Origin of the sequence: Colwellia asteriadis (genome assembly GCF_039523295.1) — a bacterium.
Lineage (GTDB): Bacteria > Pseudomonadota > Gammaproteobacteria > Enterobacterales > Alteromonadaceae > Colwellia > Colwellia asteriadis.
This window is the reverse complement of record NZ_BAAAFA010000014.1, coordinates 33,594-52,512: the sequence shown is the minus strand read 5'-3', so window position 1 is coordinate 52,512 and position 18,919 is coordinate 33,594. Positions and strand designations below refer to the sequence as shown.

The 18,919-nt window shown below is 38.0% G+C and carries 23 protein-coding genes; 16 read left to right on the top strand and 7 right to left on the bottom strand.

Annotation, left to right across the window (positions count from 1 at the left end):
• The first annotated feature begins 2 nt into the window (after positions 1-2).
• The 10 genes from ABD005_RS17210 to rpoS all read left to right on the top strand — a co-directional run bounded on the left by ABD005_RS17210 (position 3) and on the right by rpoS (position 7,466).
• Positions 3-689, top strand: a complete 687-nt coding sequence (locus tag ABD005_RS17210) for a hypothetical protein (RefSeq protein ID WP_343818978.1) — start codon at positions 3-5, stop codon at positions 687-689.
• A 79-nt stretch (positions 690-768) separates the two neighbouring features.
• On the top strand, positions 769-1,098 hold the full coding sequence (ftsB, locus tag ABD005_RS17205) for a cell division protein FtsB (RefSeq protein ID WP_215980913.1): 330 nt from the start codon (positions 769-771) through the stop codon (positions 1,096-1,098).
• A complete protein-coding gene (gene ispD / locus ABD005_RS17200; protein ID WP_252738953.1) occupies positions 1,098-1,853 on the top strand; it encodes a 2-C-methyl-D-erythritol 4-phosphate cytidylyltransferase in 756 nt (251 codons plus the stop codon). The genes ftsB and ispD overlap by 1 nt, the downstream gene beginning before the upstream one ends.
• Complete coding sequence (ispF, locus tag ABD005_RS17195; protein WP_215980914.1) at positions 1,844-2,356, top strand: 2-C-methyl-D-erythritol 2,4-cyclodiphosphate synthase; 513 nt, start codon at positions 1,844-1,846, stop codon at positions 2,354-2,356. The genes ispD and ispF overlap by 10 nt, the downstream gene beginning before the upstream one ends.
• Before the next feature lie 72 nt (positions 2,357-2,428).
• Entirely contained in the window at positions 2,429-3,499 is a 1,071-nt protein-coding gene (gene truD, locus ABD005_RS17190) for a tRNA pseudouridine(13) synthase TruD (protein ID WP_343818962.1), read from the top strand.
• A gap of 11 nt (positions 3,500-3,510) precedes the next feature.
• Positions 3,511-4,266 carry a 5'/3'-nucleotidase SurE gene (gene surE, locus ABD005_RS17185; protein ID WP_215980916.1) on the top strand — a complete coding sequence of 252 codons (756 nt, stop codon included), beginning with the start codon at positions 3,511-3,513 and terminating at the stop codon, positions 4,264-4,266.
• Positions 4,267-4,286: 20 nt separating this feature from the next.
• A complete protein-coding gene (locus tag ABD005_RS17180; protein WP_343818977.1) occupies positions 4,287-4,937 on the top strand; it encodes a protein-L-isoaspartate(D-aspartate) O-methyltransferase in 651 nt (216 codons plus the stop codon).
• Positions 4,937-5,515, top strand: coding sequence for a YqaA family protein (locus tag ABD005_RS17175; RefSeq protein WP_215980917.1), 579 nt, complete (start codon positions 4,937-4,939; stop codon positions 5,513-5,515). The genes ABD005_RS17180 and ABD005_RS17175 overlap by 1 nt, the downstream gene beginning before the upstream one ends.
• A gap of 82 nt (positions 5,516-5,597) precedes the next feature.
• Entirely contained in the window at positions 5,598-6,470 is an 873-nt protein-coding gene (locus ABD005_RS17170) for a peptidoglycan DD-metalloendopeptidase family protein (protein WP_343818960.1), read from the top strand.
• Positions 6,471-6,569: 99 nt separating this feature from the next.
• The gene (rpoS, locus tag ABD005_RS17165; protein ID WP_252738954.1) at positions 6,570-7,466 is read left to right on the top strand and encodes an RNA polymerase sigma factor RpoS; all 897 of its coding nucleotides are present in this window, start codon (positions 6,570-6,572) and stop codon (positions 7,464-7,466) included.
• A gap of 161 nt (positions 7,467-7,627) precedes the next feature.
• Here rpoS and ABD005_RS17160 read toward each other — a convergent pair whose 3' ends face one another.
• Positions 7,628-9,811: a S46 family peptidase gene (locus ABD005_RS17160; RefSeq protein ID WP_354668387.1), complete on the bottom strand. Its 2,184-nt coding sequence runs from the start codon at positions 9,809-9,811 to the stop codon at positions 7,628-7,630.
• Positions 9,812-10,121: 310 nt separating this feature from the next.
• On the opposite strand from ABD005_RS17160, the gene argR reads away from it, so the two are divergent.
• From argR to ABD005_RS17140, 4 genes are all read left to right on the top strand, one after another.
• Positions 10,122-10,604, top strand: coding sequence for a transcriptional regulator ArgR (gene argR, locus ABD005_RS17155; protein ID WP_215980920.1), 483 nt, complete (start codon positions 10,122-10,124; stop codon positions 10,602-10,604).
• Between the two features lie 136 nt (positions 10,605-10,740).
• Positions 10,741-11,409: a fumarylacetoacetate hydrolase family protein gene (locus ABD005_RS17150; protein ID WP_343818957.1), complete on the top strand. Its 669-nt coding sequence runs from the start codon at positions 10,741-10,743 to the stop codon at positions 11,407-11,409.
• A 64-nt stretch (positions 11,410-11,473) separates the two neighbouring features.
• A complete protein-coding gene (locus tag ABD005_RS17145; protein ID WP_343818955.1) occupies positions 11,474-11,869 on the top strand; it encodes a YacL family protein in 396 nt (131 codons plus the stop codon).
• A gap of 145 nt (positions 11,870-12,014) precedes the next feature.
• Entirely contained in the window at positions 12,015-12,245 is a 231-nt protein-coding gene (locus ABD005_RS17140; RefSeq protein ID WP_215980924.1) for a glutaredoxin family protein, read from the top strand.
• Between the two features lie 166 nt (positions 12,246-12,411).
• Here ABD005_RS17140 and ABD005_RS17135 read toward each other — a convergent pair whose 3' ends face one another.
• From ABD005_RS17135 to ABD005_RS17110, 6 genes are all read right to left on the bottom strand, one after another.
• On the bottom strand, positions 12,412-12,585 hold the full coding sequence (locus ABD005_RS17135) for a hypothetical protein (RefSeq protein ID WP_215980925.1): 174 nt from the start codon (positions 12,583-12,585) through the stop codon (positions 12,412-12,414).
• Positions 12,586-12,589: 4 nt separating this feature from the next.
• Positions 12,590-13,843, bottom strand: a complete 1,254-nt coding sequence (locus ABD005_RS17130) for an AmpG family muropeptide MFS transporter (RefSeq protein WP_343818952.1) — start codon at positions 13,841-13,843, stop codon at positions 12,590-12,592.
• A 209-nt stretch (positions 13,844-14,052) separates the two neighbouring features.
• A complete protein-coding gene (locus tag ABD005_RS17125) occupies positions 14,053-14,382 on the bottom strand; it encodes a hypothetical protein (protein ID WP_215980927.1) in 330 nt (109 codons plus the stop codon).
• Positions 14,383-14,660: 278 nt separating this feature from the next.
• Positions 14,661-15,248 carry a peptidylprolyl isomerase gene (locus ABD005_RS17120; RefSeq protein WP_343818950.1) on the bottom strand — a complete coding sequence of 196 codons (588 nt, stop codon included), beginning with the start codon at positions 15,246-15,248 and terminating at the stop codon, positions 14,661-14,663.
• A 35-nt stretch (positions 15,249-15,283) separates the two neighbouring features.
• The gene (locus tag ABD005_RS17115) at positions 15,284-15,862 is read right to left on the bottom strand and encodes a YajG family lipoprotein (RefSeq protein WP_252738955.1); all 579 of its coding nucleotides are present in this window, start codon (positions 15,860-15,862) and stop codon (positions 15,284-15,286) included.
• A 53-nt stretch (positions 15,863-15,915) separates the two neighbouring features.
• Positions 15,916-17,082 (bottom strand): methyltransferase, encoded by a 1,167-nt coding sequence (locus tag ABD005_RS17110; protein ID WP_215980929.1) that lies wholly within the window; start codon positions 17,080-17,082, stop codon positions 15,916-15,918.
• A 144-nt stretch (positions 17,083-17,226) separates the two neighbouring features.
• Between ABD005_RS17110 and ABD005_RS17105 the strand changes: the two genes are divergently transcribed.
• Both ABD005_RS17105 and fabV read left to right on the top strand, forming a co-directional pair.
• Positions 17,227-17,541, top strand: coding sequence for a BolA family protein (locus tag ABD005_RS17105; protein ID WP_215980930.1), 315 nt, complete (start codon positions 17,227-17,229; stop codon positions 17,539-17,541).
• A gap of 141 nt (positions 17,542-17,682) precedes the next feature.
• Positions 17,683-18,876 carry an enoyl-ACP reductase FabV gene (gene fabV / locus ABD005_RS17100; protein ID WP_215980931.1) on the top strand — a complete coding sequence of 398 codons (1,194 nt, stop codon included), beginning with the start codon at positions 17,683-17,685 and terminating at the stop codon, positions 18,874-18,876.
• Positions 18,877-18,919: the final 43 nt, after the last annotated feature.

The window sequence follows — 18,919 nt, the reverse complement described above, 5'->3', positions numbered from 1 at the left end:
TGATGACACAAGCGAACTTATGGCAAACGCAAATAGACTCATCTTCTTTTGCTGAGTTATGCGCTGCCTTGTATCAACGAGAGATTAATGTATTGGCGCAAGGGGATTTTCCCCATTGTCAGGCATTGCAAGCTCGTCTAAAAAGCCTACCTCATTATGTTTCACGTACTGCTCATGCCATGGTGCAAGTTAACAACCAGCAACATTCTCCCTTGCTACTCGATGTTCAAAACGCAAATTGGTCTGCTAAGCAAAACAGCACCTTACCCTTGTCGGGACAAGCGATTGACGATGTTAATCGCTGGTATTTAACCAGTAATATTCGTGTTGGCTTGGTTGTCCCGATAATAAATCGAACAAGCAAGCAAGCAACTATTGTGCTTGATTGCGTTGACCGTATTGATTTAGCTAAAGGGCGAGTTCGTACTAATGTCGCTGGCTGGTTTGAATTAACTCATTCAACCTTAGAAGATGAAACTTCAAAGAAGCTAAAAAGTTTCAGTAACGACCAGCAATTACTGAAACCAAATAAAAAAGTGATGATGGCAGCTTGTGCTGGTCACACATGGCAAGGAAGTCATAAATCAGCACCTTTACTACCAAGTTTACGTGAGCTGTTGTTGTCTTGTAATATTAATTGGAAAAACTTTAAAAAGACGGCTGTTGTCACAAACGGGCTAACTATTTGATTCTTTATCTATCGCGCTAGTTAGGTATAATAACCGCTTGTTTTATCGTGTTACCTCTTTATTTTCTTGTTAGGCTTTTATGCGCATTTTTACAGTAGTGTTACTGATATTATTTATTTTACTGCAACATCGACTTTGGTTCGGTAAAAATAGTGTGCCTGATTATCTTGCTTTACAAGAAAGTGTTGCCAGTCAAAAAGTCCTAAATGAGCAACTACGCCAGCGCAATAAGGTGCTTTATGCAGACACCGATGACTTAAAGTTAGGACTTGAAGCCATAGAAGAACGTGCTCGCAACGAGTTAGGTATGATTAAAGAGCAAGAAACATTTTTCCGTATAATTCCTAATAAACCCTCATCGCGCACAACTAATCAGCATAAACGTAAAACCACCCAGGATACGCCGTAATGAGTGATGCGTTCATAAATAGTACGATGAAATTTATCGCCATTGTTCCCGCTGCTGGCGTTGGTAAACGTATGCAGGCTGATTGCCCTAAACAATACTTATCTATTGCGAATAAAACTATTTTAGAACACACAGTCAATAAGCTGTTAAGTCACCCCAAAATAGAGCAAGTTATTTTGTCTCTTGATAAAAATGATCAGTATTTTAATCGCAGCCCGTTAGTTAACCACCCAAAGGTTATCCGCGTAAATGGCGGTAAAGAGCGTGTCGACTCGGTGCTTAATGGCTTACGTAGTGTTGATAACAAAACTTATCCATGGGTGTTAGTGCATGACGCAGCTCGTCCTTGTGTTAGCCATCAAGATATTGACCAGCTAATAACGCAGTGTCTTGCCAACGATACCGGAGGCATATTAGCAAGCCCGGTGAGAGATACGATGAAAAGAGGCTGTGTAAACTCAGCTAATCAGCAACTTATAATTAATACGGTTGAGCGTGAACAATTATGGCATGCGCTTACACCTCAGTTATATAAAACTCAACAACTAATGAGCGCTATCGAACAAGGTTTAGCCAATGGCTGGAGTATTACTGATGAATCGTCAGCGATTGAGCAGGCCAATCTTGACAGTTTATTGGTTGCTGGTAGTAGTGAAAATATAAAAATAACTCACCCCGATGATTTGCTTTTAGCGGAGTTTTACCTTGCTAAGCAATCAGGCACTTTGTTAAATAAGGAGCAACAATGCGAATAGGTCATGGTTTTGACGTTCATAAGTTTGGCGGTGAAGGCCCTCTCACATTAGGCGGCGTAAAAATTCCATTTGAGCAGGGGTTTATTGCTCATTCTGATGGCGATGTAGCAATACATGCATTGTGTGACGCAATATTAGGCGCGCTATGTTTAGCTGATATAGGTAATCACTTTCCTGATACCGATGGGCAATATGAAAATATCTCTAGCCGTATTTTGCTATGTCATGTGGTAGAGCTGATGACAGAAAAAGGTTACCAGTTAGGTAATGCTGATATCACTATTGTGGCACAAGCACCAAAAATAGCGCCGCACTTACTTAATATGCGAACCTGTTTAAGTGAAGACTTAAACTGCTCTATTGAGCAAGTAAATGTTAAAGCAACTACCACTGAAAAGCTTGGCTACGCTGGTCGAAAAGAAGGTATAGCGGTTCATTGCGTTGTATTATTAACCGTTGCTGAGCATGAGATTAAACCAATAGATGAAGTACAGCACATTTAAATTACGTGTTAATTCGCCCGTTATTTTCCACATTACTTTGTAATGTCTAATTATTAAAAAATGGAATAAAGAATGTTACCAGAACATGCCTATTTGCATGGAAAGCCTAAATCGAGTGGTTTGCTACGCAGTGAAATGAGTGATTTTAAAGTGTTTGAAAAACTCCCTTTTGCACCCATCGGCGAAGGAGAGCACTTATTCATTAAAATACGAAAAACAGGTGCAAATACCGTTTTTGTTGCGCGTGAGCTTGCTAAATACTTTGCCGTTAAAGAAGGGCTTGTTTCTTATGCAGGCTTAAAAGATCGTTTTGCTATAACAGAGCAATGGTTTGGTGTGCATGTTCCTGGTAAACAACTATATGATTTATCCGATTTAGCAATTGAAGGTGTCGAAGTACTTGAGTACCAACGCCATAATAAAAAATTACGTACGGGCGCACTTACCGGTAATAACTTTGAATTACTATTAAGAAACGTTACGAATGTTGATGCACTAGTTGATCGTTGGCAAAGTATTATCAGCCAAGGTGTACCTAATTATTTTGGTGAGCAGCGCTTTGGTATTGATGGCGGAAATATTGCCCGTGCTTTATCGCTTTTTTCGGGCAGCAAAGTTAAAGACAAGAAAAAGCGTGGTATGTATTTATCAGCCGCTCGCTCTTATATTTTTAATAGCATGATTAATAAACGTATTGAACAGTCGCTTTTTAATGAAATAGTCACTGGCGATGTGTTAATGCTTGCCGGCACACAATCGGTATTTCATGTCGATACCGTTGATGAAGCTGTTAAGCAGCGTTTACAAGATAAAGATGTTGATATAACCGCGCCTATGTGGGGAGCTGGTGAGTTAATGACAACCAACGAAGCATTAGCGTTAGAGCAAAGTGTTGCTGAGCAGCATATTGAATTTGCACAAGGCTTACCGCGTTTTGGTTTAAAGCAAGAACGTCGACGTATTCGTTTAACCATTAGTGATACCGACATTTCAGTACTATCAACACCAGATAACCAAACTCATGTAAAAGTGAGTTTCTTTTTACCCGCAGGCTGTTATGCCACTACGGTATTAAGAGAGTTACTGGTTTATCAAGATATGACTACGCGCATTGATACACGCCAAACAAGCACCGAAAGTTAGTAGGACTATTGATGAAAATATTACTCAGTAATGACGATGGTGTTCATGCTTTAGGGATTAAAGTGCTATTTGAGGTGCTAAGTGAACGCTTTAGTGTTGATGTGGTTGCACCTGATAGAAACTGTAGTGGTGCGAGCAACTCGTTAACACTATTAAATCCTTTACGCGCTGAAAAGCTTGATAATGGCTTTGTGTCAGTTAATGGTACGCCTACAGATGCCGTGCACCTTGGTGCGAGCCAATTTTTTAGTCATGCGGATTTAGTGGTTGCAGGTATTAATAAAGGCGCTAATTTAGGCGATGATACCTTGTACTCAGGTACTGTTGCTGCGGCAACCGAAGGGCGTCATATGGGTATGCCTGCTTTAGCCATTTCACTGGTTGGTAAGGATGAAAACCATTATAAAACTGCCGCCGTGGTTGCCGTTAAAATTATTGAACGTTTAAAAAGTCACCCGCTACCAGCAGATCAAATTTTAAATATTAACGTACCTGATGTGCCCCTGAATGAACTTAAAGGAATCAAAGTAACTCGGTTGGGGAATAGGCATAAAGCGGAGTGCATGCAAAAAATGCAAGACCCTTGGCAGCGTGATATTTATTGGTATGGTTTACTCGGTGAAGAGTTAGATGGTGGCGAAGGTACTGATTTTCATGCGATAGCACAGGGTTACGCCTCGGTTACACCATTAACTGTAGATATGACGGCCCATCAAAGTATTAAAACAATAAAAGACTGGCTCAGCGAGCTAAGTTTATCAGATTAACAATGAGATCTAATCATATGATGTCTAGCAGGGTAGGCGGAAAATCAAAGCGTAGCGGTGAATTATTAGCGCAAAAACTACATGCAGAAGGTATTCAAAACGTCGAGGTTTTACAAGCCATAGCTAATACTCCTCGACATATTTTTGTACCTGAAATACTCGCCCATAAAGCTTATGACAATACGGCTTTACCGATAGGGCAAGGGCAAACTATTTCACAGCCTTATATTGTCGCAAAAATGTCAGAGTTGCTACTAGCTAATGGTCGACCTGCAAACATTTTGGAAATAGGCACCGGCTCTGGTTATCAAACCTCTATTTTATCGCAGCTAACCGATAAAGTATTTTCGGTTGAACGGATTCAAGCATTGCAATGGCAAGCTAAGCGTTGCTTACGAGCGATGGACTTACATAATGTTTCAATGAAGCATGGTGATGGTTGGCAGGGCTGGGCAAGTAAAGGGCCTTTCGCTGCCATTATTGTAACCGCAGCACCTAATGCAGTACCTCAAGCTTTGTTAGATCAACTTGAAGACGGTGGCCGGTTAGTTATTCCTGTGGGAGAACAAAACCAAGTATTGAAAATTATTACCCGTGATGGTGATGAGTTTATCGAAGAAAAAATAGAAGCAGTACGCTTTGTACCTTTAGTTCCTGGAGAGTTGTTGTAGTGAAAGTGTTTTCGAATTTGTACCAATGGACATTGCGTTGGGCTGAGCATAAATTTGCACCGCGTATTTTAGCTTTTATTACTTTTATAGAGTCTATTTTCTTCCCTATACCACCTGATGTTTTGCTTGCCCCTATGGTATTAGCTAAGCCTCATAATGCATGGCGTTTAGCGACAATAACCACTATTGCTTCTATTTTAGGTGGCTCGGTTGGTTATTTGCTAGGTTACTTAATGTTTGAACCTTGGATACAACCATTAATAACCGAATTTGGTTACCAAGCACGTTTTGATACGGCCATTAGTTGGTTTATGCAGTGGGGTGTTTGGGTCGTGTTTATTGCAGGCTTTTCACCTATTCCGTATAAACTTTTTACTGTGTCAGCAGGCTTTTTACATATGGCATTCTTGCCTTTTCTTATGGCATCGGCAATCGGTAGAGGATTACGGTTTTTCTTGGTTGCTGGTTTAATTAAATGGGGGGGCAGCGCCATGGAGCAAAAAATTCGTCAATGGGTTGATGTCTTAGGCTGGGGTGTCGTTATCGCCATTATTATTGCATATTTTGCTTTAAGGTAGTCGCTCGAGAACTTATGGAGTAAATAATCATGATGATAAGTGAGCTTTATGTAAAGCAATTTACGACGGTAGGTGTTTTATAATGCCAAGGTTTTCGCTCACCTTTCACTATCGTTATGTTGTTACTATTGTGCTTTGTAGTGTACTTTTATCAGCTTGCTCTACTCGAAATGATCCTGCACCCGTTATTGGTATGTATGGTGGTGTTCCTCTTAAAGAACGCGTTAAAAACAGTATAACAACAAGTGAATATATTGTTAAAAAAGGTGAGACTTTATATTCCATTGCATGGCGCGCCAACTCTGACGTACGACAAATCGCTCAACTTAATAAAATCTCGTCACCCTATAGAATTTTTCCAGGACAAAAATTATTTTTGACCGAAAAAACGTTTAAAAAAGCAACAGAAGATAGTAAAAACAAGCCCTCCACGAAAAAGTCGAGTAAGGGCTCTAGTACTGCAAATAAAAAAAGTAATAAAAAGGTGCTTGCAACAACTAAAAAGCAGGCGTATGGTAAAAATGTAACTGATGGAAAAGTATACCAAAAGAGCATTCCTGAGAAGACAGAATTTTCACAAAAAATTCATCGATGGCAATGGCCTGTAAAGGGTAAAATTATTGATTACTTTTCCAATCAAGCACAAGGTAATAAAGGGATAGACATTGCTGGTCGTCGTGGTACAAATATCAAAGCGGCAGCTGATGGAAAGGTTGTTTATGCTGGTGATGCGTTAAGAGGGTATGGCAAACTTATTATTATTAAACATAATGATGATTACTTAAGTGCCTATGCTCATAATGACAAGTTACTTGTAAAAGAACAGCAAGTGGTTAAAGGCGGTAAAGTTATAGCGAAAATGGGCGATACAGACTCTGTTAAAGTTATGCTTCATTTTGAAATACGCTTTCGTGGCAAGTCGATAAACCCCTTAAAGTACTTACCAAAAAAGTAATAATAAAAATAACAACATAATAATAACGTAAATAAAAACAGTTGGAGTTAACGTGAGTAATTAATTTTAATAAAAGTCTTTGCTATGTGGGAGAAGGGTATGAGCAAACTAACAAAAATAAAAGCTGAAAATACAATAGAAGCAAAAGAAGAAGCACCATCAAACTTAGATGCTACTCAGATTTATTTAAGCGAAATAGGTTTTTCGCCATTGCTTAGTGCAGAAGAAGAAGTGTATTTTTCTCGTTTGGCACTTAAAGGTGATGAGCCATCTCGTAAACGTATGATAGAAAGTAACCTGCGTTTAGTTGTAAAAATATCAAGACGTTATAATAACCGAGGCTTACCACTATTAGACTTAATTGAAGAAGGCAATTTAGGGCTTATTCGAGCCGTTGAAAAATTTGACCCTGAGCGAGGATTTCGCTTTTCAACTTACGCTACGTGGTGGATTCGTCAAACCATCGAACGAGCGATTATGAATCAAACTCGCACCATTCGCTTACCTATTCACGTGGTAAAAGAGCTTAATATTTACTTACGTGCTGCTAGAGAACTCGTTCAAAAACTCGATCATGAACCAACCGCTGAAGATATTGCGCTTCACTTAGATAAACCTGTTGAAGATGTTACTAAAATGCTTCGCCTTAATGAGCGCATGGCTTCAGTTGACACACCTTTTGGTGGTGACTCTGACAAAGCATTACTAGATATTATTCCTGATGAGAAGAGTGCAGGACCTGAAGGAGACTTACAGTCTCAAGATATGAGTAATAATATTGTTACTTGGCTTAATGAGCTTAATACTAAACAGCGAGAAGTATTAGCAAGACGCTTTGGTTTGCTAGGTTATGAGGCGGCAACTCTTGAAGATGTTGGCTCTGAAATAGGTCTTACCCGTGAGCGTGTTCGTCAAATTCAAGTAGAAGCATTAAAACGCTTGCGTGATATTTTATCTCAACAGAACTTATCTATTGAGGCTATATTTCAAGCATAGTTAGAACATAGTTTGAATGTTACTAAGGCTACTCAATAAACGATTTATATTGAGTAGATAAAGAAAAACCCGACAACTGTCGGGTTTTTTATGCTTAGAACTTTTTATTGTTAATATTGCAAACAATGCTAGTATCTATTGTATTGATACTGGCGAACTGGTTACTCAACAATATCCATTTCTTCAATTAGGTTAGTCGCGCCATCAACGTGCTCCATTACCCAAAGCATATAACGTACATCAACGTGAATTGAGCGGTTTAGCTTTTTATCGTAATCCCAGTCACCAATAATGCTTTCATAAACACCGTCAAAGACTAAGCCAACAAACTCGGCTTTATCATTTAAGGTTGGTGAGCCTGAGTTACCACCGGTAATATCTAAAGTACCTAAGTAGTTTACTGGCACTGAGCCGATTGCTTTTTTAGCGTACTCGCCATATTGCTTGTTATTAATTAGCTCAAGTTGTTTTTTAGGCGCATCAAATGGTGCAATACCAGTGTCTTTAGCAACAATGCCCTCTAGAGTTGTATAAGGTGTTGCCGTTAAACCATCTTGTGGCGAGTAGCCTTTTACATTCCCGTAAGTGATACGTAGTGTGCTATTTGCGTCAGCATAAACAGGTAAGTTGTTATCATTAAAGTAAGCAATAAGTGCTTCCATGTACTTAGGGCGGTAAGCTTGAATGTTGCCGGCTAGTTCTTTAGAAGTGTCTTCAATTGCTTTACGCTCTTTAAAGCTAGCAACCGCTAATTTAATGAATGGGTCTTTACTCTTTTCAAAGTCACTTAACGGCTTATTCATTAACGCTAAACGTTGCTCTTGAGAATTAAGCTGTGTTTTTTTATACATTTTTTCTAATGTTTTACGTAACTTTTTCTCATTAAAGTTTTTAGCTGTTGTCTTACTTAAGCCAAAAAACTTATCAAAAGACTTAATACGCTCTTCTTTAGGTAACGCAACATAGTGCGTTAACATAGCGATTAGAATTTCTTTATCAATAGTTTCGTCATAACGGCGGTCAACAGATTTCATGCCTTGTTCAAAGCGCGCTAAATCACGTTCTTGATAACCACGTTCACGTTCAATATTTGGCTTTTCGTTTTCAACGGCTAAGCGATGTAAACTAGTCGCGGTAGATAGCATTTTGTTATAACGCATATAACCTAAAATTAAATCGCGGGCTTGTTGTTGATCATCAATTTTAATGAGTTTATTTAACCCCGATAATGCTTCGCCGTATTTAGCTTGACGCTTTTTGTCACTCTGTAACCATTGAGTTAGTTTTTTCTCGAGGGTTTGCTTACGCTCTAAAAAAGTACCTTTGTTATAACTATGGATCATTGAACCGTAGTTTTTAGCGTAATTTGCTAAGCCAGCTAAAGTACTTTCATATTTAATACGTGCTTCACTACCTTCTTCTGAATGAGTGTGTATTAAATCGATAATTTCTTCACGATAAGCTTTCGCATTAGGGTAAGTCCACGTAAATGTGTTTTCTACTTCATAGGCGGTGCGGTAACGGTTAGTTCTACCAGGGTAGCCAAGTACCATAATGTAGTCGCCATCATCAACACTGCTCTTATTAACTTTTAGGTGATGCTTTGGCTTGTAAGGTACATTATCTTTACTAAAGTCGGCAGGTTGACCATCTTTACCCACATAGGCACGGTAAAACCCGTAATCACCAGTGTGGCGTGGCCACATCCAGTTATCTACATCACCGCCGTATTTGCCAATGCTACTTGCAGGCGCATGTACTAAACGTACGTCTCTAATGGTTAGCTGTTTAAATAAGTAGTACTCTAAGCCGCCGTGGAAATTCACTACACTACAGCGATATCTGTCGTCATTTTCACATTCAGCAACGAGTGTTTTTGAGTTAGTATCAATCGCCTTATATCGTTCACTGCCATTCATACCTTCAGTAATACCGGCATTAACGAGTGGCGTAACTTCGGTAATTTCTTCGGTCACATAAATACGGCTACCTGGCGTTGCAGGCAATTCTTCATCAAAGCTTTTCGCTAAAAAACCATTTTTAAGTAAGTTGTTTTCTGCAGTTGAATTATATTGCACCGAACCATAAACACAGTGGTGGTTTGAAGCAACTAAGCCCTGATCTGAAACAAATGAGGCGGTACAGCCACCTAAACTAACTATGGCTCCCATTGGGAAACCTGTCAGGTCAGTTAAGTCATTGGGATTTAATTTCAACCCTGCTTTGGTTAATTGTTTTGCTATGGTTGGTAATTGATTTGGTTGCCACATGCCCTCGTCAGCTAATGCTGAACTGGCCGTTAAAGCTAATGCCGGTAGCATTAACAATTTAGTCAGTTGTCTCATAATATCCTGCTTTATTTTTAAAATTGTAATGAGTATTTTTGCTTTTTGTTATTATATAACAAAAAGCATGGTTCAGAGTTTGCGCTAGTGTTCTCATCTAGTCAAAAAAATTAACAAAATAGTTACAGTTAAGTTGTAAATAATAGTGTTATTTCAATAAAAAGGTTTAACAGTAAGCGTAAATGTAATTATCTTCGTAACATTTCCGGTACATAAATACTTTTGAATAAATATTCATAAGTTATAGTTCACTGAAATTGTACTATGGTGTAGAATTATGCCTTTAATGAAAACTATATGAAGCTAGTAAATGATAATCAGTCGTAAAGAAAATGAATCTAAATTAATTCATGTGTTCAAGCGTTTATTAAAAGAGCAATGTTATGGTTCACAAGGTCAGTTGGCGGGCGCTCTTGCCTTACAAGGCTTTGATAACATGTCACAAGCTAAAATTTCCCGGTTACTCTCTAAGCTTGGCGCTGTAAAAACGCGTAACGCAAACAATGAAATGATTTATATATTACCTGATGAATTGGCCGTTCCTAAATCTAAGCAGTCAATTGAATCGGTAGTGTTAAGTGTTAAGCATAATAATATGCAAATTATCCTTAAAACAGGTATTGGCGGTGCACCGTTAATTTCTCGTATGTTAGATAGTATGGGTGAAGCCGTTGGTATTTTGGGAACATTAGCAGGTGATGATACTATTTTTATTGCCCCTGACAATGTTGAAAATATTGATAGTATTACCCAAGCTATTCGCACATTGCTCGGTGTAAACGAGCAAAACTAAACAAGCCTTTGTTAAGCGGCTTATTAAGTCGCTTAATTATCTATTTACCTCTATAAGAGCATTACTTTAAGCCTTAGGCTTGTTTAAGTTAAGGTAACTATTTAAACTCTAAAGTATTTCCTTTAAGCCGCACTTCATGAAAACCATAAACCTCCTTACCACCAATGCCCAATTAGCAATAACCACCTCAACGCTAACACCTTCTAAAATACTCTGTATCGGTAGAAACTATGTTGAGCATATCAAAGAACTTAACAATGATGTTCCTGACGAAATGGTGGTGTTTTTCAAACCTAACTCTGCGATTAGTTCAGTGCTTAATGCGCATCATTTAATGGAACCATTACATTACGAAGCTGAGCTTTGTTTCTTGTATCAACAAGGAAAATTTAGCGCAGTTGCTTTAGGGTTAGATTTAACGAAACGTACTTTACAGTCTGCATTAAAAGCAAAAGGCTTACCTTGGGAGCGAGCTAAAGCGTTTGATGGCTCAGCTGTATTTAGTGACTTTGTTGCCATTGAAAGCCACCACATTGATCATCTGTCTCTAAGTTTAAGTATTAATAATACGTTAACACAACAGGGCAGTGTTGAGTTGATGATGTACAAGCCCGTAGAAATACTTGCTGAATTATTACAATTTGTTAGCTTGGAAGACGGTGATATTGTAATGACAGGAACCCCTAAAGGTGTTGGTGTTATTCAAAGCGGTGACAGTTTTAGTGGTTCTGTAAGTATTAATAGTAGTGCAGCAAACGTTACGGAAGCTGAGGTGTTAATTAACCAGCAGTGGTTTGCACAGTAAGCTTTCTGAGGAGTTAATTGAATTTTGCTACACTTAACTAATATGCCTATTTATAGGAAAAACGATGGAATATGAATTTATACACGATGCTATCACGGGAGAGGCTCGAGCGAGGTTTTCTTTAGAGCATGAAGTAATGGGTCCTTGGCTTGAGGTTGAGGTTAACAATAATCCGGAGAAGCTTACTGAATTTTTAACCGCAATTAACCTAATTAAAAATGGTGAGCGTAAGGAAATGCAAATAGTTGGCAGTGAGTACAGCGTAACATTAAGCCGTGATGAGGTTGATATTCAAACTAACGTTAGTTTAAATGGAAGCTTAGAAAATAGTGAAGGTTTGCCTGAAATGTTAACGGATGAGCATATTCATTTAGATCAAAATGAAATAGCAGGTTGTGGTATTGATGACTTTCGCGCTTTACTGCTTTCATGGGCCAAGTTTAGTAATATTCGCTACTAAGCTTTAGCTGCGTAAGTTAGGTTTATTATTTCAAATACTTTGCTTTAATTAGGTTACCCTCTTTGTATAATAGTCGATAGTTTGATTAACTCATTTGAGGCTTGCGTAAAACAGTGAGTCTTTAACAGTTCTTTATAGGTTAGCCATGAAACGTGTTGTTTTATATATTTCAGATAAATGCCCTCATTGTCGAGAAGCCCAAAAGTATTTGGATGATAACGGTATTAAGTACAGGTTAACAAATGCAAAAATGCAGCGTGGTAGAAAAGAGCTTGATGCTATAGGGGCTCGATCTGTACCCGCTCTTAAAATTGGTAATGAAGTTATGATTGGGTGGAATTTGAAAAACTTTAAGAAAATCTATGGTGCAGGTTAATAAGATATAAGCGAGTTAGGTCACTTCTTCACTTCTTCACTCACTTCATAGAGGTTGTTATTGTCTTATGAGCGAGTATAAAAATATAGAGCATAGAGTGCGTTGGTATATATTTGCCTGTACTCGAGCTCTCTAATTTTTTAGTTAGTGAAAGCCATGCACGGTGTTATGAGCTGGTCACAAAAATCATTAAGGTAAAAAAGCCAATAATAACGCTATTAAATAGTGCGATGTAAATAAAGCCTTTAAGGCCTTCCTTTAAGCTATAACCTCTGTTATCTAAATACCACCACCAAATAAGTGACATTAAAATAGGCAGTAAAAAAAATAGTTTAATCATTAAATTAACCTGTTACTTTTGATTGAGTGTTTTCGTTCCAAGGGGCAACTTTTAAAAGCATTATCATGCCTGGTATGGCGAGTGCGGTACATAAAAAATAAAATTGCGTCCAGCCAATTTGTTCAACAATAAAACCTGTAGTCGCATTAGCAAAGGTGCGCGGCAATACGGCTAATGCAGTGAATAATGCAATTTGAGTTGCGGCAAAAGCTGGGTTAGTGGTGCGGGCAATAAAGGCGGTGAAAGCTGCAGTACCTAAACCTACTCCTAAATATTCAAAGGCCATAGTAAAAGCCAACGCGTAATTATTGTGACCTATTTCTGCTAGAGCTGCAAAGCCTAGAATACTAGCAATTTGTACAAAACCAAATAACCATAGCGCGCGATTAATACTAAGCTTTATCATTACTAAGCCACCAATAACAATACCAACAGTCATTGCTACCATTGAAGATGTTTTCGCTATTACACCAATTTCGGTTTTACTAAACCCCATCTCCATAAAAAATGGTGTTTGTAAAGCCGTTGCCATATTATCGCCGAGTTTATAAAGCACTAAAAATAGTAGTGTATAACAGGCAGACTTAAGACCATTGCTTTGTATAAAGTCTTTAAAAGGGAGAATTACCGCCTCTTTGAGTGACTTAGGGGCATTATGTTCTGTTTTGACCTCTTTAATACATAAAGTGAGAAACACACCGAGTAACATGAAAGCAGCGACTATCATAAAAACAGATTGCCAACTCATATGATCAGCTAAGATCAAGCCAAGTGAACCTGGCACTAACCCTGAGAAACGATATGCTTGCACATGTATAGAGTTACCCAAACCTAGCTCGTTATCAGGTAATAATTCACGTCTATAAGCGTCAAGTACAATATCTTGGCTGGCACTAAAAAACGCTACAGCAGTCGCTAAATAAGCGACTGACCATATATTCATTACAGGGTTAATAAAGCCAAAGAGACCGATGGATAGAAGTAGCGCACATTGTGTAAATAACATCCAACTACGCCGGCGACCAATTCGCCCTAGTGAATATCGATCGATAACTGGAGACCAGATAAACTTCCAAACATAAGGGATGCCAATTAACGAAAATAAGCCAATTTCAGCTAAGCTCACCCCTTCATCTTTTAACCAGCCAGGTACTAGTTGATATAAAACAAATAGCGGTAAACCTGAGCTAAAACCTGTAAAAATACAGATTAACATACGTTTATTGAGAATAGCGTCTTTGAAAGCGTTGTTAGCCATTAATGAGAAAACTCAAGGAGAAATTAATACCGCTAAGCTTATCAGAGGCTTGCATTTCTCCCAAGCGCATTAATGGCTTTGTAGTAAAGTTATTTGTATTACGCGAATGAGTGGGTGTTGAATAACTAGCTGCGCTCTTTATTATTGAGCGTATTACCTTGATAAGGTACACAGCAAAAAAGTAACCGATGTTTGTTTAAGTAGGTTACTTACGGCAGTGGCCGCCAGCCGATACAATCAATAGGATAACTGCCAATACCATTAAAAAAGTCTAAACAGGTATTCATTTCACTTTTAAAAAATAAGTCTTGGTTAAGCGCCTGTGCACCATGTAAGCTCACCTCGTGCATTAAGTGCCAAAAAACTCGTTCTTTTGCAGAACTAGGGGTTTCATCGGTTACCGATAGTAAGGTCCACTCAGCCATGGTATCAAATATAAATTGATCTAATTCGGTATAATGTATTTCATTATCAATAACAGCGTTGACGTAGGCATGCATTTGAATAATTTTATTATTGATAAACTGCTCTATTACCATGAAATCTCCTTTAACGCTCAGTAATAAATTGCCATTATCGGCTGTAAATAACGATAGGCTACGTTATTACTAGTTTAGCATTAGACTTCGAGTTTCTAATTAACCACTCAAGTTAAACGTTTGATTGTGATGTGACCAAGCGTAGCTATGTTATAGCTATAATTAGATATGTGACGCTTGCTAACCTTATTAGGTATCGGTGATAAAGGGCTATTTGTCAAAAAATAGCCCTTTTATTTTGGTGTTAATTTGTAATCAAATTGTAAAGTAGGAGTAGCTTATTCGTCAGTAGGGAGTAAAGTGGCTTTAATCAGTAACACTGGTTCTACGGGAACATCATTCCATGCCATACCTTGGTGGTAGTCGGTACTTACCTTAGATATTTTTTCTAATACTTCCTCACCTTCAACAATAGCGCCAAATACGGCATAGCCCCAGCCTCTACCTGGATTTAAACTATCGTTATCTGCCATATTAAAGAAAAATTGACGGTTAGCTGTATGCGGGCGACTTTCTTTTGCCATAGCAATAGTGCCAAAGTCATTTTTCAAACCATTACCCGATTCATTAAAAATACTCTTGTTTAACTTTTTTTCACTAAAGTCAGTATCATAGGCGCCGCCTTGTACGACAAAACCTTCAATAACACGATGAAATATAGTGTTGTTATATTCACCTGAAACCACATAGGTAAGAAAGTTATCAACAGTAATAGGAGCTTTAACGCGATCTAGCTCTACGATAATAACCCCCATAGAGGTTTCTAATTTTACTTTCGGATAAATATTTGTTGGATCAATTGCTTTACTGCATAAACTGGTAAACACCAATACCGTGGCAATAATGATTTTAGTTAACGTTGTCATAAAAGAACCTTTGGTGGTTATGAAAGTGAGCTGAATTAATTTGCTAAAAAGTTACGAATATCGTTACTGTTCACTATTTGCGTTAATAGGGTATTTAAACTGTTATTAAAGTCACGCTCCAATACGGCAATATCGGCTTTTAAAGCGCCTTCGCTATTACCACGGCTTTTAAAGGTGTTGGTTAATGTTTGCTGCGCATTGGCAACTTTTACGGTAATGATAAGCTCACTTTGTGTGGTATAGCTCATTGTTTTTTGAGTAACACTGGTGATGGCTTTATCAATAGTAATATCAATTTTTGTACTGGCAATACTATTAAAGCCAATGCCTTGCTTTTTCCAAGTACTGCTTAGCGTACTGTTGATTAACTCTTCTAAACGCTGTTGAGACGACAAGATAGTCGCCGCTTCCCCTTCTTGAGATATTTGTACAATGTGATTACTGGTACGCATATCAACAACATTTAATGATGCTTGAGTATTGTATGTATTTGTTGGCGTTTGAATAATTTGTGGTGCTAAAATTACGTGCGTTGGCGCACTGCTACAGCCTACAATTAAAAGGGCTGTTACTGCTGAAAATAGCGTTTTTTGCATTGATGCCATCGGTTTCATGGTGAAGTTTTCCTTGTGCTAATGTTGAGTAATCACTCATTTATTCAAAAATTTTATTTTTTAATAGCTGATTGTGTCACAAACTTATCGTTGCTGGCGATCAGAGTCTCATTACCAAAAATACGTTTTAGTTTAATGTGATAAGCCAGTTGTCTGTTGCCTATAATACGTAATTCGCCGCCTTTTTTTAATACGCGATAACTGTCTTTAAACATTTGCCAAGCGATATGATCGGTTGTTGCCGTTTGCTGATGAAAAGGAGGGTTACATAATATTAAATCAACACTATTACTTTCAACATCGGTTAAACAATCATTTAAGTTGAAAGTACACTGTCTTGCATGCTCTGGCAGGTTGGTGTTCACATTCGCTTCAGCTGATGCAATAGCCATAAATGATTCATCAAAAAACTGTATTTGGGCTGTTGGTTGTTGTGCTAAAACGGTTAAACCGATAACGCCATTACCACAGCCTAAATCAATCACTTTACAGCCTTCATTAACCTTAGGTAAGTTCTCAATAAAGTAGCGTGCGCCAATATCCAGCTTTTCTCGTGCGTAAACATTAGCATGATTACTGATGGTAAATTGTTGTGAAGTGTTCTTATCATCAAGCGACCAAATTGTTGGGAATGGTGATTGGTGCTGTTGTTTATTATCAAATTGGCAAAACACTAAACGAGCTTTTTTGACCGCTAATGAGGTTTTTGTTGTACCCAAGTACTTTTCAAACACTTTTAATGTTGAGCTATGAATTTCTTTAGCACGATCGGCAGCAATAAATACGGTGTTATCGTTTACATTATTTTTAATTTGTATCAGTTGTTCAATTAACATTGATTTACTTTTAGGTATTTTGAACAAAATAATATCAATGTTTTCAGGTAGCTTATCTAAGCTAGATCGTAAGGTTACTTTACTGTCGTCTAAGTTATTTTCTGAAATATTATGACGAATACCTTGAGCGCTGATGTATGAGTCATTCACACAAGTTACGCTAGCGGGGCTAAGTGATGGCTGGCAAAAGCTTGTTGCTAGAGCACCAAAACTGTCATTAAAAATAACCACATGGCTGTTTTCATTAATAAGGTTATGTTCTGTAATATGATTAATTAAGTATTCATCGGCAGCGTCCCATGCCTGCAAGTCTCGGTTTACTTGTGCTACGGGAAAACGAGTTAAGAATAAATTTTTGTCATTGACAATAAACGGGCTGATCATGGTTTTTAGCTTACCAATTAAATGAAATTACAGCCTAATATTGTGACATATTTCATAACATATTGTTGGTCTATCCTCTTAAATCAGCTAAAATAATTTCCGATTTAGCTAAGAATAATTGACATAATATTATCAGGGATAAAAATGACTACTGCTGCAATAATTGAACAGAAACTTCTTAATGCATTTTCTCCTTTACATTTAGATGTAGTAAATGAAAGCCATAAGCACAATGTACCACCGGGCAGTGAATCGCATTTTAAAGTGATTGTGGTCTCTGATGAGTTTAATGGCGCAATGCGTATTAAACGCCATCGCGCAGTAAATTCAGTATTGGCAACAGAGTTAGCTGAAAAAATTCATGCGTTGGCTATTCACGCTTACACCAAAAAAGAGTGGGATGAGCATTACGCAGAAAACACACCTTTGTCGCCAAACTGTTTAGGTGGCGGTAAATAAAGATCATATTATCTGATCGTACCTCTTAAAAGTTTAGTCAAGGTACAATGTCGCCAATATGACATACATTTCAACACGCCGTTATCAGCAATATTGATTTAGCGTAACGTCGTGACTAACATAAATAAAAAAGGCTCTCTTATGGTTATCAAACCAAAAATTCGTGGTTTTATTTGTACTAATGCTCACCCTGTTGGCTGTCAAGCGCATGTTAATGAACAAATTGCTTACGTAAAAGCAAACGCTTCATCATCTACAGCGGGCCCTAAAAATGTTTTAGTGATTGGCGCTTCTACAGGCTATGGTTTAGCGTCACGTATTACCTCTGCATTTGGCTATAACGCTAAAACTTTAGGTATTTTCTTTGAAAAACCACCAACAGAGAAAAAAACAGCTTCAGCAGGTTGGTATAACACCGCAGGCTTTCAACAGGCGGCTGATGAAGCAGGTATTTATGCGAAAAGCATTAATGGTGATGCTTTCTCTCATGAAGTAAAAGCACAAGCTATTGAAGCAATTAAAGCTGATATGGGTAAAATTGATTTAGTGGTTTACTCTTTAGCTTCTCCACGTAGAACCGATCCTGATACAGGTGAAGTTTACGCGTCTACTTTAAAGCCAATAGGTCAAAGTGTTACCACTAAAAACTTAAATACCTCAAAGCGTATTATTGATGAAGTGTCAGTTGAAGCGGCAAATGAAGCTGAAATTCAAGGTACTATTGATGTAATGGGCGGTGCAGACTGGGAATTATGGATGAATGCGCTTAAAGAGGCGGATGTATTAGCACAAGGCGTTAAAACCGTTGCCTATACTTACATTGGTAAAGAGCTTACTTGGCCTATTTACGGTAAAGCAACTATTGGTAAAGCCAAAGAAGATTTAGACCGTGCAGCAAGTGCAATTAATGCATCTACTGCAGCTCTTAATGGTCAAGCCAATGTTACGTCATTAAATGCCGTAGTAACGCAAGCAAGCTCAGCAATTCCAATTATGCCGTTATATATTTCAGCGATGTTTAAAGTGATGAAAGCTGACGGTACTTATGAAGGTTGTATTGAGCAAATCGATAACTTGTTCAAAGAAAATATTTACAATGAAGCACCACGTTTAGATGAAGCAGGCCGTTTTAGCCAAAACTATAAAGAGCTTGAAGATAGCGTTCAACAACGTGTTACTGATATTTGGAATACAGTTGATACTGATACAATTGACGAGTTAACTGACTACGTTGGTTACCATGCTGAGTTCTTGAAGTTATTTGGTTTTGGTGTTGATGGCGTTGACTATGACGCTGATGTTAGCCCTGAAGTTACGATTAATCATTTACTATAATGGTCTAGTTGTTAGTTAAACGGATAACCATAAAAAAAGCAGC